Source organism: Streptomyces sp. HUAS YS2, from assembly GCF_033343995.1.
Lineage (GTDB): Bacteria > Actinomycetota > Actinomycetes > Streptomycetales > Streptomycetaceae > Streptomyces > Streptomyces solicathayae.
Genome location: NZ_CP137573.1, coordinates 2736789 through 2751103, shown reverse-complemented (window position 1 = coordinate 2751103; position 14315 = coordinate 2736789). Strand labels below are relative to the sequence as shown.

16 protein-coding genes and 1 pseudogene are annotated in these 14315 nt (G+C 72.6%); 9 read left to right on the top strand and 8 right to left on the bottom strand.

Translation table 11 applies throughout. From position 1 onward, the window contains the following. Nucleotides 1-12: 12 nt before the first annotated feature. Entirely contained in the window at nucleotides 13-432 is a 420-nt protein-coding gene (locus R2D22_RS12335) for a hypothetical protein (RefSeq protein WP_318103145.1), read from the top strand. 36 nt (nucleotides 433-468) lie between these two features. On the opposite strand, the gene R2D22_RS12330 is transcribed toward R2D22_RS12335, so the two are convergent. The 3 genes from R2D22_RS12330 to R2D22_RS12320 all read right to left on the bottom strand — a co-directional run bounded on the left by R2D22_RS12330 (nucleotide 469) and on the right by R2D22_RS12320 (nucleotide 2380). Further along, nucleotides 469-1557 (bottom strand): RNA polymerase sigma factor SigF, encoded by a 1089-nt coding sequence (locus R2D22_RS12330; RefSeq protein WP_411977133.1) that lies wholly within the window; start codon nucleotides 1555-1557, stop codon nucleotides 469-471. Beyond that, nucleotides 1446-1859: an ATP-binding protein gene (locus tag R2D22_RS12325; RefSeq protein ID WP_019889334.1), complete on the bottom strand. Its 414-nt coding sequence runs from the start codon at nucleotides 1857-1859 to the stop codon at nucleotides 1446-1448. The genes R2D22_RS12330 and R2D22_RS12325 overlap by 112 nt, the downstream gene beginning before the upstream one ends. A gap of 260 nt (nucleotides 1860-2119) precedes the next feature. Continuing rightward, nucleotides 2120-2380 (bottom strand): UBP-type zinc finger domain-containing protein, encoded by a 261-nt coding sequence (locus tag R2D22_RS12320; protein WP_318103144.1) that lies wholly within the window; start codon nucleotides 2378-2380, stop codon nucleotides 2120-2122. Between the two features lie 43 nt (nucleotides 2381-2423). Between R2D22_RS12320 and R2D22_RS12315 the strand changes: the two genes are divergently transcribed. Next, nucleotides 2424-4022 carry a Na+/H+ antiporter gene (locus R2D22_RS12315; RefSeq protein WP_318103143.1) on the top strand — a complete coding sequence of 533 codons (1599 nt, stop codon included), beginning with the start codon at nucleotides 2424-2426 and terminating at the stop codon, nucleotides 4020-4022. Here R2D22_RS12315 and R2D22_RS12310 read toward each other — a convergent pair. Next, nucleotides 3998-4948, bottom strand: coding sequence for a 1-aminocyclopropane-1-carboxylate deaminase/D-cysteine desulfhydrase (locus R2D22_RS12310; RefSeq protein ID WP_318103142.1), 951 nt, complete (start codon nucleotides 4946-4948; stop codon nucleotides 3998-4000). The two genes, R2D22_RS12315 and R2D22_RS12310, sit on opposite strands and share 25 nt — an antisense overlap. A gap of 63 nt (nucleotides 4949-5011) precedes the next feature. Beyond that, on the bottom strand, nucleotides 5012-5602 hold the full coding sequence (locus tag R2D22_RS12305; protein WP_318103141.1) for an N-acetylmuramoyl-L-alanine amidase: 591 nt from the start codon (nucleotides 5600-5602) through the stop codon (nucleotides 5012-5014). A 269-nt stretch (nucleotides 5603-5871) separates the two neighbouring features. On the opposite strand from R2D22_RS12305, the gene R2D22_RS12300 reads away from it, so the two are divergent. Both R2D22_RS12300 and R2D22_RS12295 read left to right on the top strand, forming a co-directional pair. Continuing rightward, nucleotides 5872-7287, top strand: coding sequence for a family 2B encapsulin nanocompartment shell protein (locus R2D22_RS12300; RefSeq protein ID WP_318103140.1), 1416 nt, complete (start codon nucleotides 5872-5874; stop codon nucleotides 7285-7287). Between the two features lie 110 nt (nucleotides 7288-7397). Beyond that, the gene (locus R2D22_RS12295; protein ID WP_318103139.1) at nucleotides 7398-8441 is read left to right on the top strand and encodes a family 2 encapsulin nanocompartment cargo protein polyprenyl transferase; all 1044 of its coding nucleotides are present in this window, start codon (nucleotides 7398-7400) and stop codon (nucleotides 8439-8441) included. Nucleotides 8442-8524: 83 nt separating this feature from the next. On the opposite strand, the gene R2D22_RS12290 is transcribed toward R2D22_RS12295, so the two are convergent. Next, on the bottom strand, nucleotides 8525-9100 hold the full coding sequence (locus R2D22_RS12290) for a TetR/AcrR family transcriptional regulator (protein WP_318103138.1): 576 nt from the start codon (nucleotides 9098-9100) through the stop codon (nucleotides 8525-8527). Nucleotides 9101-9220: 120 nt separating this feature from the next. On the opposite strand from R2D22_RS12290, the gene R2D22_RS12285 reads away from it, so the two are divergent. The 3 genes from R2D22_RS12285 to R2D22_RS12275 are packed head-to-tail and all read left to right on the top strand — an operon-like array spanning nucleotide 9221 to nucleotide 10658. Then, nucleotides 9221-9805 (top strand): dihydrofolate reductase family protein, encoded by a 585-nt coding sequence (locus R2D22_RS12285; RefSeq protein ID WP_318103137.1) that lies wholly within the window; start codon nucleotides 9221-9223, stop codon nucleotides 9803-9805. Between the two features lie 58 nt (nucleotides 9806-9863). After that, nucleotides 9864-10193 carry a hypothetical protein gene (locus tag R2D22_RS12280; protein WP_318103136.1) on the top strand — a complete coding sequence of 110 codons (330 nt, stop codon included), beginning with the start codon at nucleotides 9864-9866 and terminating at the stop codon, nucleotides 10191-10193. 42 nt (nucleotides 10194-10235) lie between these two features. Beyond that, entirely contained in the window at nucleotides 10236-10658 is a 423-nt protein-coding gene (locus R2D22_RS12275; protein ID WP_318103135.1) for a DUF6304 family protein, read from the top strand. Nucleotides 10659-10714: 56 nt separating this feature from the next. Here R2D22_RS12275 and R2D22_RS12270 read toward each other — a convergent pair whose 3' ends face one another. Continuing rightward, nucleotides 10715-11182, bottom strand: a complete 468-nt coding sequence (locus R2D22_RS12270) for a group II truncated hemoglobin (RefSeq protein ID WP_318103134.1) — start codon at nucleotides 11180-11182, stop codon at nucleotides 10715-10717. A gap of 296 nt (nucleotides 11183-11478) precedes the next feature. On the opposite strand from R2D22_RS12270, the gene R2D22_RS12265 reads away from it, so the two are divergent. Further along, complete coding sequence (locus tag R2D22_RS12265; RefSeq protein ID WP_318109727.1) at nucleotides 11479-12840, top strand: sensor histidine kinase; 1362 nt, start codon at nucleotides 11479-11481, stop codon at nucleotides 12838-12840. 7 nt (nucleotides 12841-12847) lie between these two features. Further along, nucleotides 12848-13531: a response regulator gene (locus R2D22_RS12260; protein ID WP_318103133.1), complete on the top strand. Its 684-nt coding sequence runs from the start codon at nucleotides 12848-12850 to the stop codon at nucleotides 13529-13531. On the opposite strand, the pseudogene R2D22_RS12255 reads toward R2D22_RS12260, so the two are convergent. After that, nucleotides 13496-14209 (bottom strand): annotated as a pseudogene (locus tag R2D22_RS12255) (phosphatase PAP2 family protein); the annotation flags it as partial. The gene R2D22_RS12260 and the pseudogene R2D22_RS12255 overlap by 36 nt on opposite strands. Between the last annotated feature and the right edge of the window lie 106 nt (nucleotides 14210-14315).

The window sequence follows — 14315 nt, the reverse complement described above, 5'->3', positions numbered from 1 at the left end:
TACCCTGCCTGCATGAGCAGTACGGAGCAGAAAACGCGTCCCGGGCGTCTCACCGCCGCCGCCGCGGTGGCCGGAATCGAGGCCGCGGCCCTGGTGGCCGGCGGCCTCTACATGCTGGTGACCACGCTGACCGGCACGCCGGACGATCTCACCCAGGCCGTCACCGGCGGGGCGACGCTGGTCGCCCTCGGCCTCATCCCGCTCGCCGCGGCCCGCGGCCTGTGGCTGCTCCGCGCCTGGAGCCGCGGCCCGGCGATCATCACCCAGATCCTGGCGCTGCCGGTCGCCTGGCAGCTGCTCCAGGCCGACAGCGCCATGATCCCGGCCGGCATCGCCCTGGCCGTCCTCGCCGTCACCGGGCTGACGCTGCTGATCAACCCGGCGACGACCGAGGCGCTGGGCATCCGGCGCCCCGGCCAGGACGCCTCCTAGCCTCGATCCACCCTCGGTCCTCTCGGTCCTTCGAGGTCACTCCTCCACCAGGAGCTTCTCCCGCAGCTGCGCCAGCGTGCGGGCGAGCAGCCGGGAGACGTGCATCTGCGAGATGCCGACCTCCTGTGCGATCTGCGACTGGGTCATGTTCCCGAAGAACCGGAGCAACAGGATCCGCTTCTCTCGCGGCGGCAGGTCCTCAAGGAGCGGCTTCAAGGACTCGCGGTACTCGACGCCCTCCAGCGCCTCGTCCTCCGCGCCCAGCGTGTCCGCGACCGCCGGGGACTCGTCGTCCGTGTCCGGCACGTCCAGCGAGAGCGTCGAGTACGCGTTCGCGGACTCCAGGCCCTCCAGGACCTCCTCCTCCGAGATGCCGAGCCGCTCGGCGAGCTCGTGCACCGTGGGGGAGCGGCCGTGCTGCTGGGACAGCTCCGCCGTCGCCGTCGTCAGCGAGAGCCGCAGCTCCTGGAGCCGGCGCGGCACCCGGACCGCCCAGCCCTTGTCCCGGAAGTGGCGCTTGATCTCACCGACCACGGTGGGCGTCGCGTACGTCGAGAACTCGACGCCGCGCTCCGGGTCGAACCGGTCCACCGACTTGATCAGACCGATCGTGGCGACCTGGGTGAGGTCGTCCAGCGGCTCGCCCCGGTTGCGGAACCGGCGCGCGAGGTGCTCCACCAGCGGCAGGTGCATCCGCACCAGCTGGTTGCGCAGCTCCGCCTTCTCCGCGGAGCCCTCCGGGAGCCCCCGAAGCTCGACGAACATCGCCTTGGCCCCGCTCCGGTCGTGCGGATCCGGGGCCTCGACGGGCTCGACGTGCTCGTCGTGCCCGTCGAGCCGCTCGTCGCTCTTGTCGCTCGTGTCGGGATCGTCCTGCTGCTTGGGTTCGTGCTGCTCTTGCTCGCTCATATGGACCGCCCTCCCCCAGGGCTCCGCCTGGGAGGTACCCCCAACCTGCGCCTGCTCCGTAGCTTGCTGTTCAGGGATGCCCGCCGTGGCGTGCAGCTCGCTGCTCACGCCGGGCCTGGTCCGGCGCCGCGCTGTTTGTACAGGCTGATGGAGACCGTGCGGTCGTCCGCGACGGAGGATTCGACCTTGCCGGCCAGTGCGGAGAGCACCGTCCAGGCGAAGGTGTCCCGCTCCGGGGCCCGGCCGTCGGTGGTCGGCGCCGAGACGGTCACGTCGAGGGAGTCGTCGACGAGACGGAACACGCAGCTGAGGACGGAACCGGGCACGGCCTGCTGGAGCAGGATCGCGCAGGCCTCGTCGACCGCGATGCGCAAGTCCTCGATCTCGTCGAGGGTGAAGTCCAAGCGTGCTGCCAGACCCGCCGTGGCCGTACGCAGCACGGACAGGTAGGCACCCGCAGCGGGCAGCCGGACTTCCACGAAGTCCTGGGTCCCGGGCTCGCCTGCGATCTGGGACACCCTCACCTCCAAGGTGGCACAAGCTCGTTCGGGGCCCGGAGGAACGTTGTCCCCCGGACCGGGCGGTACGCAGTCGGTCACTGAGTCCGCGGTGACGCTATCGCGATCCATGGTGCCGTGTCGCCGTGGGCCCCGGACCGACCGCGGGCACACGGACCGTCACTCATGGTAGATCCACGAGCACGGACAGTGGCTATAGGTCTGCGGCGCCCAATTATGAGCAACCGGCAGTCGTTTGACCGGGGTGACGTACCCAGGCGTCAGACGATCGAACCGTCCACGAAGCACCACCGCCAGCTCTCGTCCGGCTCGAAGGTCCGCATCACCGCGTGCCCGCTGGCCGTGAAGTGCCCCGTCGCGTGCCGTCCGGACGACGAGTCGCAGCAGCCCACGTGCCCGCAGTGCAGGCAGATCCGCAGCTGCACCGGGTTCGCGCCGGTGGCCAGGCACTCCGGGCAGGTCGGGCTCAGGGGCGCCGGCTCGGGGCGCGGCAGTTCGGCAACGTGCGGACACTCGCTCATGATGGCCAGGTTACGTGGCGGGCGGGACGTGGGGACGGGAGAGATGGACGCACTGCAGTTGGTGGGACTGGTCGCGGTGAGTGCCGCGGTGGCGGGGGCGGCACGAAGGACACCTGTGGCCGCGCCGCTGCTCCTCGTGGCGGCGGGGCTGGCCGCCTCGTACCTCCCCGGGGTGCCGGACTACACGCTCGACCCGCACATCGTGCTGCCGCTGATCCTGCCGCCGCTGCTCTACACGGCCGCGGTGGACTCCTCGTACCTCGACCTGCGGGCGAACTTCCGGCCCGTCGCTCTGCTGTCCGTGGGGTACGTGCTCTTCGCGACCTTCGCCGTCGGCTGGCTGGCCTACGAGCTGGTGCCGGGCCTGCCGCTGACCGCGGCCCTGGTCCTCGGCGCGGTGGTCGCCCCGCCGGACGCGGTCGCGGCGACCGCCATCGCCCGCCGGCTCGGGCTGCCCAACCGGATCACCACGATCCTCCAGGGCGAGTCCCTGGTGAACGACGCCACCGCCATCACCGCGTACAAGGTCGCGCTGGCGGCGGCCGTCGGCGAGGGGGTGAGCTGGGCCGGCGGGCTCGGCGAGTTCGCGCTCGCCGCCCTCGGCGGCATCGGGGTCGGCCTCGTGCTGATGGCGCCGATCCACTGGCTGCGTGTCCGTCTCGCCGACCCGCTGCTGAAGAACACCCTCTCCCTCCTGATCCCGTTCGTCGCCTACGCGGCGGCGGAGGAGGTCGGCGCCTCCGGTGTGCTCGCGGTCGTCGTGGTCGCCCTCTATCTCGGGCACCGGGCCTGGCAGGTCGACTTCGCGACCCGGCTCCAGGAGGAGGCGGTGTGGAAGATGGTCGCCTTCGTCCTGGAGTCCACCGTCTTCGCGCTGATCGGTCTCCAGCTCCCGTACGTCGTCAAGGGCCTCGGGCAGTACGGGATGGGCGAGGCCGCCTGGTACGCGACCGGGGTCTTCGTGGCGGTCGTGGTGGTGCGCTTCGTCTGGGTCTACCCGGCCACCTTTCTGCCGCGCTGGATGTCGGCCCGGATCCGGGCGCGGGAGCCCGGGGTGAACTGGACGGCGCCGCTGATCGTCGGCTGGGCCGGGATGCGCGGGGTGGTGTCGCTGGCCATCGCGTTCTCGATCCCCGTGACCGCCGACGGCGAGCCCTTCCCGGCCCGCAACCTGATCCTGTTCCTCACCTTCACCACGGTGATCGGCACTCTCGTGGTGCAGGGGCTCACGCTGCCGCCGCTGATCCGGTTCCTGAAGCTGCCCGGCCGTGACGTGCAGGCCGAGACCCTGGCCGAGGCGCAGGCGCAGAGCGAGGCGTCCCGGGCCGCGGAGGAGCGGCTCGACGCGCTGCTGTCCGACGAGCGCAACGCGCTGCCGCAACCCCTGGCCGACCGGCTGCGCACGGTCCTGGAGCGCCGCCGCAACGCGGTGTGGGAGCGGCTCGGCGCGGTCAACGAGATCACCGGGGAGACCGTCGACGACACCTACCGGCGGCTGTCCCGGGACGTGATCGAGGCCGAGCGTGAGGTCTTCGTCCAGCTGCGGGACGAGCGCCGGATCGACGACGAGATGATGCGGACCCTGCTGCGCCGGCTGGACCTGGAGGAGGCGGCGGCCTACCGGGAGGAGGCCGCCGACTGACCCCCCTCCGAGGCAGGTGTACGCGGGTTCGAACCATCCTCCGAGCCGGTGATCACGGCCACGACCCGGGTGTAGGGCGGGAAGGCGTCCTCCTCGACGAGCGTCAGCAGTCCGTACAACATTTTGGCGACATACAGACGCTCGATGGCGAGTCCGTGCCGCGCCTCGAAGTCCTGTGCGAACGCTTCCAGGGCCGGGGTCGTCCGGGCGTAGCCGCCGTGGTGGAACCGCTCGTCCAGGCTCCAGTCGCCGGCCCGGCCGCCGAACGCCTCCTGCTGGAGTGCCGTGACGGCGTCGCCGAGGAAGCCGCCCCTGAGGACCGGTACGCCGAGCGCCCGCTGCCCCGGGCCGAGCCCGGCGGCCAGACCGGCCAGGGTGCCGCCGGTGCCGCAAGCCACGGCGACGACCTCGGCCGCGCCCGCCAGCTCCCGACCGAGCTCCACGCAGCCCCGGACGGCCGCGGCGTTGCTGCCGCCCTCGGGGACGACGTACGTGTCCGGGGGCGCGTCGCGCAGGATCTCCGCCAGCACGGCGGGGTCGTCCTTGGCGCGGTACGTGGCCCGGTCCACGAAGCGCAGCCGCATCCCGTCGGCCGCGCAGCGGGCCAGGGAGGGGTTCAACGGCCGGCCGGCCAGCTCGTCGCCCCGGACCACGCCGACCGTGGTGAAGCCCAGGAGCCGGCCGGCGGCGGCCGTGGCCCGCAGGTGGTTGGAGTACGCGCCGCCGAAGGTGAGCACCGGACGCCCGGCGGCGGCGCGCAGATTGGGCGCGAGCTTGCGCCACTTGTTGCCGGGCAGGTCCGGGTGGATCAGGTCGTCCCGCTTCAGCAGCAGCCGCACCCCGCGCCGGGCGAAGCGCTCGTCGTCCACCTGCTCCAGGGGCGAGGGGAGTCGGGGCCGCAGCGGGGCGAGGTCGGACGCGTTCACCAGGCCATTGTCGGGGTGCGGCGCGGGGAGGCCCCTCTCGGGGGAGTGCCCGCGCCGCCCCTGCTACCGCAGGCGGTCCGCGATGCGCTCCCGCATCGAGGCCATGGTGAACCCGCGCGGGTCCACCTTGCCGGGCTGCCACTCCAGGTGGCCGATCACCGAGCGCTGCGTCCAGCCGTGGACCCGGCACACCGCCGCCGCGGCCCGCTCGATCGCCTCCAGCTGGACCTTCGGCCACGGGTCCCTGCCATCGCCGAGGTTCTCGCACTCGAAGCCGTAGAAGTGCCGGTTGCCGTCCGTCGACGCCTCGTCGTCGGGCGGCAGCCGGTGCTCGGCGATCACCGCCCGCAGGACGTCGTCGTCACCGGCGCCCGCGTGGTTGGCGCGGCCGTAGCCGACCAGATGGACCCGGCCGTCCTTGGCGATCACGCCGTGGCACAACGGGCCCGGCAGGGTGCTGTGGCCGTCGCGGCAGAGCCGGACGGTGCTCGCGGTGCCCCGGGTGACCGTGTGGTGGATCATCACTCCGTGGACCGGGCCCCAGGGGCCCTTGTGGTTGCGGTTGTGGGTGCGCCAGTCGCCGACCTCGACGACCGTGATGCCCTCGTCGCGCAGCGCTCCGAGAAACCTGCTGGCGGACATGGGTGGGGCCATGGCCGACTCCTCTTCGTCTCGTCGTACCGGAAGTACTCCTCCCGGATGTATCGGAGTACGGCGCTGCGGCCTGAGCCGTTCGGACGGTGTGCGAGCCGATCCGGACAGCCCCCGCGGTGCGTCCGGCGACCGGCTGCGCCGATCGAGTGGAAACCGAGTGTCATGCCCCGCGGTGCACGGATCATGCCCACTCATTTGTGTAATGGCGTGTGTACGCAGCGTGCTGAAAGGCTTCCTCTCGCAGGTCTACATGATCGAGAGGGAGATCCATGTCGGTTGGTTCGGTTGGCGACGAGGTCCGCGCGGAGCAGGCGCCCCCGCAGCAGAGTCTCGGTACCGCCGCCGCGCGGAACCTGGCGACCACCACGAAGTCGGCACCGCAGATGCAGGAGATCACCTCCCGGTGGCTGCTGCGGATGCTGCCGTGGGTGCAGGTGCAGGGCGGTACCTACCGGGTGAACCGGAGGCTCAGCTATTCCGTCGGTGACGGCCGCGTCACCTTCGTGCAGACCGGGGAGCGGGTCGCCGTCATCCCGGCCGAGCTCGGCGAACTCCCCGCGCTGCGCGGCTACGAGGACGAGGAGGCGCTGGCCGAGCTGGCGGCCCGCTGCCGGCAGCGCGAGTTCGCCGTCGGCGAGGTGATCGCCGTCTCCGGTGAGGCCACCGACCGGGTCTACCTGCTCGCGCACGGCCGGATCGAGCAGATCGGCGAGGGCCCGTACGGCGACGAGGCGGTGCTCGGCGTCCTCGCCGACGGTGCGTACTTCGGCGACCACTCGCTGACCGACCCCGAGGCGGTCTGGGACTGGACGGCCCGCGCGGCCACCGCCTGCACCGTTCTCGAACTCACCCGGGACGACGTGCGCAACCTGGCGGAGCGGGCCACCTCGCTCGCCGCGCACCTCGCCGCCGTCGCCGCGCTGCCGCACCAGCGCACCAACAAGTACGGCGAGGCCGAGATCGACCTTTCCGCCGGCCACGTCGGCGAGGCGGTCGTCCCGCACACCTACGTCGACTACGACGCCTCGCCCCGCGAGTACGAGCTGAGCGTCGCCCAGACCGTCCTCAAGGTGCACAGCCGGGTCGCCGACCTCTACAACCAGCCGATGAACCAGACCGAGCAGCAGTTGCGGCTCACGGTCGAGGCGCTCCGGGAGCGCCAGGAGCACGAGCTGATCAACAACCGGGAGTTCGGCCTCCTCTCCAACTGCGACTACGGGCAGCGGATCCAGCCGCACGACGGCGTGCCCAGCCCGGACGACATGGACGAGCTGCTGTCGCGGCGGCGCGGCTCCAAGATGTTCCTCGCCCACCCGCGCGCCATCGCCGCCTTCGGGCGCGAGTGCAACAAGCGCGGCCTGGTGCCCGAGTCGATCGAGGTCAACGGCAACCGGATCCCCACCTGGCGCGGGGTGCCGATCTTCCCGTGCAACAAGATCCCGATCTCGGACGCCCGCACCACGTCGATCATCTGCATGCGTACCGGCGAGTCCGACCAGGGCGTGATCGGTCTGCACCAGACCGGGCTGCCGGACGAGATCGAGCCCAGCCTCTCGGTCCGCTTCATGGGCATCGACGAGCAGGCGATCATCTCGTACCTCGTCACGGCCTACTACTCGGCCGCCGTGCTGGTCCCGGACGCGCTGGGCGTGCTGGAGAACGTCGAGGTCAGCCGCTGGCGCTGACGCGGTGAACGGCGGCGGGGTGCCGGGCCGCGCGCCCGGGCCCCCGCCGTCCGCACCGCTCTCGCCCCGCGCGCCGCCGTCCCGCCCGCCGTGAGGAAGTGACCGTGACCATGACCAGCACGCCTGCCACGACCGACGGTCAGGGGGCCGTGGCGCTCCTGGACCAGACCCGTACCGTCGTCACGCCCCAGCTGCGCTCCACCGTCGAGACCCTGCCCGGGTCCATACGGAGGGTCGCGATGTACCACTTCGGCTGGGAGCACGCCGACGGCACCCCGGCCGCCGGGCAGGCCGGCAAGGCGATCCGCCCCGCCCTGGTCCTGGCCGCCACCCGGGCCCTCGGCGGCGACCCGGCCCCGGCCGTCCGCGCCGCCGCGGCGGTGGAGCTGGCGCACAACTTCACCCTGCTCCACGACGACATCGTCGACGAGGACCCGACGCGCCGTCACCGACCCACCGCCTGGACCGTGTTCGGCATCCCCGACGCGCTGATCGCGGGCGACGCGATGCTGGCGCTGGCGGTGCGGCTGCTCGCCGAGGACGGCCACCCGGCGTCCGCCGCGGCCTCGGCCCGGCTCGCCGCCTGCGTCATCGAGCTGTGCGCCGGGCAGCAGGCGGACTGCGCGTTCGAGCAACGGCCGCCGCACGAGGTGACGCTGGACGAGTGCGTCGCGATGGCCACGGCGAAGACCGGCGCGCTGCTCGGCTGCGCGTGCGCGCTCGGCGCGCTGTACGCGGGGGCGGGGGAGAGGGAGGTCGCGGCGATGGACGCGTTCGGCCGGGAGGCCGGACTGGCCTTCCAGCTGATCGACGACCTGATCGGGATCTGGGGCGACCCCGAGCGGACCGGCAAGCCGGCCGGCGCGGACCTGGCCGCCCACAAGAAGTCGCTGCCGGTGGTGGCCGCGCTCGGCTCCGGCACCGCCGCCGGCGCGGAGCTGGCGGGTCTGTACGGGCAGCCGGTGCTCGACGCGGCGGCGGTACGGGCGGCGGCGGACGCGGTGGAGCGGGCCGGCGGCCGGGACTGGGCCCAGGCCGAGGCGGCCGACCGGATGGCCCGGGCGGTGCAGCAGCTCTCCCTCGCGGTACCGGACCTGGCGGCGGCGGGCGACCTGCTGTCGCTCGCGGAGTTCGTGACGCGCCGCACGCGCTGAGGTGGGGAGAGGGCCCGTGGCCCGCCCCTGGCGCACCCCCCGGCTCGCCCGGCACTCCGGCGGGACGCGGCGCCGACGGGCCCCTAGCTCTCCGGCACGATCCGGTGGACCACCGTCTCCACGAGTGTGTCGAGCTCCCGCTCGTCGTGCATGCCCGGGACGGTGAGGTGGTCGACCAGCAGTCCGGTGAGGGCGAAATAGAGCAGCCGGACCGTGTCGGCGTCGCCCGGCATGTGGGCGGCGAGATGCAGCCGGATGTTCTCGTCGAGGTCGGAGCGGAGCACCTCGGTGAGCCGCGCGCGCAGATCGGGCCGGCGGGTGGCCTCCAGGCGGAGCTCGAAGAGCCCGAGATAGCAGGAGCGCTGCGCCGACAGGCGCCGCACGAGCCACCGCATCAGCTCGACGACCAGTTCGCGCGAGGGCTCGGGCGCCATGGCGGTGTCGATGGAGCCCGGTTCCGGGGTCAGGCGTACGAAGATGCGCTCCGCCACCTCGGAGAGCAACCGGTCCCGGTCGGCGAAGTAGTTGGACGAGGTGCCCGTCGGCACGCCCGCCCGGGCGTCGACCGCCCGGAAGGTCAGCCCGCGGGCGCCTTCGTCCGCCATCACCTCGATCGCCGCGTCCAGCAGAGCCGCCCTGCGCTCGGGATTCCTCGCCACCCGGACCTCCTCGTTCCACTTCTTCCCGGAAGATAGCTCTTGCGCAACCACTACAGATGAAGCACTATAGCTGTCGTGGTCGCGGGGATGCGGCCTCTCCGAAACGAAAGAGGAACCGGTTTGCGCAAGCTCACGTACTACGTCGCCTGCTCGCTCGACGGCTTCATCGGCGACCCGAAGGGCGACGCCACGTCGATGATGGCGTTCATCGACGAGGAGTACCTGGCGTTCATGAACGCCGAATACCCGGAGACGGTCCCGACCCTGGCGCGGAACCACCTGGGCATCGACGCGCCCAACAAGCGCTTCGACACGGTGATCCAGGGCATGGGCTCGTACCAGCTCGGCCTGGACGAGGGCAGCCCCAGCCCGTACGCGCACCTGCGCCAGTACGTGGCGACCCGCTCGCTGAAGGAGTCGCCGAGCCCGGACGTCGAACTGATCGCCGACGACCTCGTCGGCCGCGTCCGCGCCCTGAAGGCCGAGGAGAGCGACCTGGGCATCTGGCTCTGCGGCGGCGCGACGGTGGCCGGCGAGCTGATCGAAGAGGTCGACGAGCTGGTGATCAAGTCGTACCCGCAGATCTACGGCTCCGGGATGCCGATGTTCGGCGGCGCGGCCTTCGAGCCGCGCGACTTCGTCCTGGACGACGTCCGCACCTTCGGGAACGGTGTGGTCGTCCGCACGTACACCAGGAAGCGGTGACCCCCGGCGCCGGATCGCGGCGCGGGCGGCGTCCGCGGGGCTGACCTACCCTTGACGTATGGGCAGCGAAGGACGCCGCACCGCCGGGGGTCCGCAGGTCGAGCCGGTGTGCCCGGCCTGTGGCACGTCCGTCGGTACGACCATGCAGCGGCACAAGGTGCTGGGCGCCTGGGTACCCGTCTGGGTGCGCAAGCCCTGCCACAACCCGGACTGCAAGCTGTTCGGCCATCGCCCGGAGGGATACCTCGAAGAGGTCCGCGAGGACGCCGGGCAGGAGGCTGGGCAGGAGAGCGGAGAAGGGTCCGGGGACGACACCCGGGAGGAGACCGACATCCCGTCGCCACCAGGCACAACGGACAAGACCGGGAGAAGTCAGGCCACCGGGTGACCGGCCGCGCGGCGGAGCCGGTCATACCGCTACAGTCCGCGCATGTCATCGGAGTCGACGGAAGTCTGGACCGGCTGGTACCGGGACCGCCGCGGTGCGGAAGCGCTCGTGATCACGGCGGGCGGGGGCCAAGTGGCCGCCCGCGTCAGGGGAATCGAGTACACGGGCGCGAGCTTCGCGTCCCTGCGCGCGGACGGCGGGGCCGGTGAGGCCCTCACCCACTGCGTACTGGAGTGGGACCTGCCGCTCCCCGTCGTCATCGACGGGACCTCGCAACAGGCAACGCTCAGCTGCCTGTTGGCGCTCGGTGAGCGGACCGACCTGAACCTCACCCTGCACTGTGGCGGCGCGGCCTACGAATCCGGCATCGCCGGGGCCGACTTCGACGAGGCGCTGGACCGGGTGCGCCAACAGCTCCCGCCGGGCGCCGAGTTCGGCCGCCGCCCGGTGTCGGCGGCCGCGTAGGCCCGGAGCCCGGGGCCGGGGAGCCCCGGGCGCCCGCGAGGTGGCATGACGTTACGTCAGGCGAGACCGTTCCAGCCCCAGCGCGGCGTCGGGCCGGGCTCGCCGAGATCCGTACCGGGTGCCGAGGCGGACACGTCCTTGGCGATCCGGGTCCCCCAGTCGAAGTACTCCACCACCCGGCGGCGCAGCAACGCGTCGTCCGGCAGCTCCTTCTCGACCGCCGCGGTCATCAGCTCCATCCAGCGCACCCGCTGCTCCTCGGTGATCCCGAGCCCCAGGTGTGCGCGCAACAGGGCCTGATGGCCGCCCAGTTCCGCGGTGAACTCGGCCGGACCGGAGAACACCTCGGCCAGCCACACGGCGACGTGCTGCACGTGCGCCGGCGTGAACTCCGCGAAGACCGGCGCGAGCAGCGGGTCGGCGAGCACCGCCTCGTAGAACGTGTCGGACAGCCGCTGCAGGGCCTCGGCCCCGCCCACCGCCTCGTACAGCGTCTTGTCGTGCCCGGCGGATTCGGTGGACATGGCGGCCCCCTCGACTGAAGTCATGGCGCGTGCGGTCGTTCCTCAGCCTGCCCCGCGCCCCTCCCGCCCGCCACCGGTTACGCCGGTGGCGGACTGGCGCCGTGCGCCGGAGGCCAGTGAACGAACAAGGTTGGACTTTCGGCAGTGTCCGAGGGGGCGCATCGTTCCGTAGCGTCACGTCCGTGAACGAGACCACGACCGAAGACGAGCGCGGGACCGGTATCGGGGCCGGGGCCGGGGGCCGGGCGGGTGGCCTGCGGCGGGTGGTGGATCCGGGGAGCCTGCCGGCGGTGGCCATGACGCTGTCCGCCGGGTTGAGCGTGGTGAACTCGTGGTGGGTTCTGCCGACCGTGATCACCGCGTTCCTGGCGGGGCGGCGGCCCGGGAGCATCCGTCCGACGGCACTGGTGCTGGTCGCGGTTCTCGCGGCCGCAGTGGTGGCCGCGTCCCTCGTGCCCTCGTGGCTCGCGCTGGGGAGCCGGTTCGTGGGGGTGGTGGCCTTCGCCGCCATGCTGCCCTGGTTCGCGGGCCGGTTCTGGCGCCAGCACCAGGATCTGATCAGGGCCGGCTGGGAGCGGGCCGAGCATCTGGAGCGGGAACAGCGGCTGGTCGCCGAGCAGGCCAGGCTGCTGGAGCGCGCTCGCATCGCGCAGGACATGCATGACGTCCTCGGCCATGACCTCAGCCTGATCGCGCTGTCCGCCGGCGCCCTGAAGCTCGCGCCCGACCTGGAGGACCACCATCGGCTGGCCGCCCAGGACATCAGGGCCAGGGCCGCGGCCGCGGTGGAGCGTCTCGGCGAGGTGATCGGTGTCCTGCGGGAGGAGACGGACGACGCGCCCATGAGGCCGTCCGACTTCAGCGTGGCCCGTCTGGTCGGCGAGGCGTCCCGGTCCGGGCTCGCGGTCGAACTGCGCGTCGAGGGCGAGGACGCCGGCCTTCCGCCGGTGGTCGAACGAGCCGCGCATCGCGTCGTGCAGGAAGCGCTGACCAATGTCGTCAAGCACGCACCTCGCGCGGCGACGAAGGTGCGCGTGTCGCACACGGCGACCGAGACGAAGGTCGTGGTGAGCAACGGGCCCGCGCCGGCCGCGGACGCGCCTCGTCCCTGGAGCGGGGGCCGCGGCCTCATCGGACTCGACGAACGCGTCCGGCTGGCCGGAGGCTCACTCGAGTACGGGCCCCGGGGCGGCGGCTACGCGGTCGTCGCCCGGCTGCCGCGCGTACCCCCGGCGCAGCCGCAGCGACCCGCCGCCGCCAGTCCTCCGCGGCAGCGGGGCGGAGTGCCGCAGGAGTACCGCGGGGCCCGGCGCCGCGCCGGCCGCACCCTGGCCGTGGCGGTGCTGCTGCCCCTGGTGACCGGCGCGGTGCTGAGCGCGGGGCTGACGGGGTGGGAGATGCTGTCGGCGTCGCGGTCGGTGCTGGACCCGCGCGACTACGCGCGCCTGCGAGTGGGGCAGGATCGCTCCGAGGTGGAGCGCGTACTGCCGGACCGTCAGGCGATCCACCGCCCGCCGGTGACGGAACCACAGGGACGAGGTATGACGTGCGAGTACTACGCGATGACGACCGACCGGTTCGACGACCGGTCCGGGGACGTGTACCGGCTGTGCTTCCAGGGGGACACGCTGGTGTCGCTCGACGCTCTGACGCCCTGAGCGTTCGATGATCCGGGTGCTGATCGCCGACGACGAGGCGATGATCCGAGCGGGCGTCCGCGCCGTGTTGTCCACCGATCCGGACATCGACGTCGTTGCCGAGGCCGCCGACGGGCACGACGCCGTGGAACTGGTCCGGCGCCACCGCCCCCAGGTCGCCGTGCTCGACATCCGTATGCCGAAGGTCAACGGCATCGAGGCGGCGGCGGAGATCCACAGGGCGGTGCCGGCCACCGGCGTCATCATGCTGACGACCTTCGGGGAGGACGACTACATCCTCCGGGCGCTGGGTGGCGGCGCCACCGGATTCCTGATCAAGTCGGGCGAGCCCGAGGAGTTGATCGCGGGCGTCCGTGCGGTGGCCGACGGCGCCGCCTACCTGTCACCGAAGGTCGCGGCCCGAGTGGTCGCGCACCTCGCGTCGAACGGCGTCGGTGCCCTGGCCGGTCGGCGCGCCGCCGCCCGGGAGCGGGTCGACGGGCTCACCGCCCGGGAACGCGAAGTGCTGTCCCACCTCGGCAGCGGGTTGTCCAACGGACAGATCGCCCGCCGGCTCCAGGTGGTGGAAGGAACGGTCAAGGCGCACGTCAGCTCCGTCCTGGCCCGTCTGGGCGTCGACAACCGGGCGGCCGCCGCCGTCGTGGCCCACGAGGCGGGCATCGTTCCCCCAGCGGCGCCCGACCAGCCCTGACGTCGCCCGGACCACGAGCGGCAGCACGGCGAGCAGCGCAGCAGCCACGATCGTGGCGCCGAGCGCAGCGCCGGCGAGCACGTCGTGCGGGTAGTGGACCCCCACCAGGACGCGCAGCAGCGCCGCCGCCCCGGCCAACGGCAGCGTCACGAAAGCCAGGCGAGGCCGCAGTATGGCCAGACCGACGGCGAGAGCCATCGCCAGGGTGGCGTGGTTGCTCGGGAAGGACCAGTCCCCGGCCTCCGGACACTCGGCGATCGCCGCGGCCCCTCGCAGCGCTCGACAGGGCCGCTCCTCGTCCACCACGAGTTTCAGCGCCTCGCTGACCGCGTACGCGGCGACGGTGCCGACCCCGATCACGACGGCCCCCGCGACGCCCGCCGCGTCCTTGCGACGAAGCGCGGTCCAGCAGAGCCCGACCAGCAACAGCCCGAGGACCACCAGGGTGCCCTCGGTGGCCACCTCGAGAAGCGACCCCACCCACGCCGGCGTCTCCGCCACCGCCCCGGTCAACGACCGGTACACGGACACGGAGCTCCCGCCCCTGACCTCGGTCGCGCCCGCGTCCCCCAGCCCGCCCGGCGACAGCCGGGCGACCGCCCCGGCTCCCGCTCCCAGTAAGGCCAGGGCCCCCAGCAGCCGCCCGACCCGGAAATTCTCTCGAAAGTGCGTCTCCATGCCCCCGAACGTAGGAGCGCCGACTCCGCACGACCCGTGCCGAACGACAGGGCGGGACCTGGACGATGGTCAGGGTTGACACCACGACGCAGAACGCAGAAGGCCG

Bases quoted from the DNA above. Each gene is read 5' to 3' on its own strand.
- R2D22_RS12335 (WP_318103145.1), top strand. From the start codon at position 13: ATGAGCAGTACGGAGCAGAAAACGCGTCCCGGGCGTCTCACCGCCGCC.
- R2D22_RS12320 (WP_318103144.1), bottom strand. From the start codon at position 2,380: ATGAGCGAGTGTCCGCACGTTGCCGAACTGCCGCGCCCCGAGCCGGCG.
- R2D22_RS12315 (WP_318103143.1), top strand. From the start codon at position 2,424: ATGGACGCACTGCAGTTGGTGGGACTGGTCGCGGTGAGTGCCGCGGTG.
- R2D22_RS12305 (WP_318103141.1), bottom strand. From the start codon at position 5,602: ATGGCCCCACCCATGTCCGCCAGCAGGTTTCTCGGAGCGCTGCGCGAC.
- R2D22_RS12300 (WP_318103140.1), top strand. From the start codon at position 5,872: ATGTCGGTTGGTTCGGTTGGCGACGAGGTCCGCGCGGAGCAGGCGCCC.
- R2D22_RS12295 (WP_318103139.1), top strand. From the start codon at position 7,398: ATGACCAGCACGCCTGCCACGACCGACGGTCAGGGGGCCGTGGCGCTC.
- R2D22_RS12280 (WP_318103136.1), top strand. From the start codon at position 9,864: ATGGGCAGCGAAGGACGCCGCACCGCCGGGGGTCCGCAGGTCGAGCCG.
- R2D22_RS12275 (WP_318103135.1), top strand. From the start codon at position 10,236: ATGTCATCGGAGTCGACGGAAGTCTGGACCGGCTGGTACCGGGACCGC.
- R2D22_RS12270 (WP_318103134.1), bottom strand. From the start codon at position 11,182: ATGTCCACCGAATCCGCCGGGCACGACAAGACGCTGTACGAGGCGGTG.
- R2D22_RS12265 (WP_318109727.1), top strand. From the start codon at position 11,479: ATGACGCTGTCCGCCGGGTTGAGCGTGGTGAACTCGTGGTGGGTTCTG.
- R2D22_RS12260 (WP_318103133.1), top strand. From the start codon at position 12,848: ATGATCCGGGTGCTGATCGCCGACGACGAGGCGATGATCCGAGCGGGC.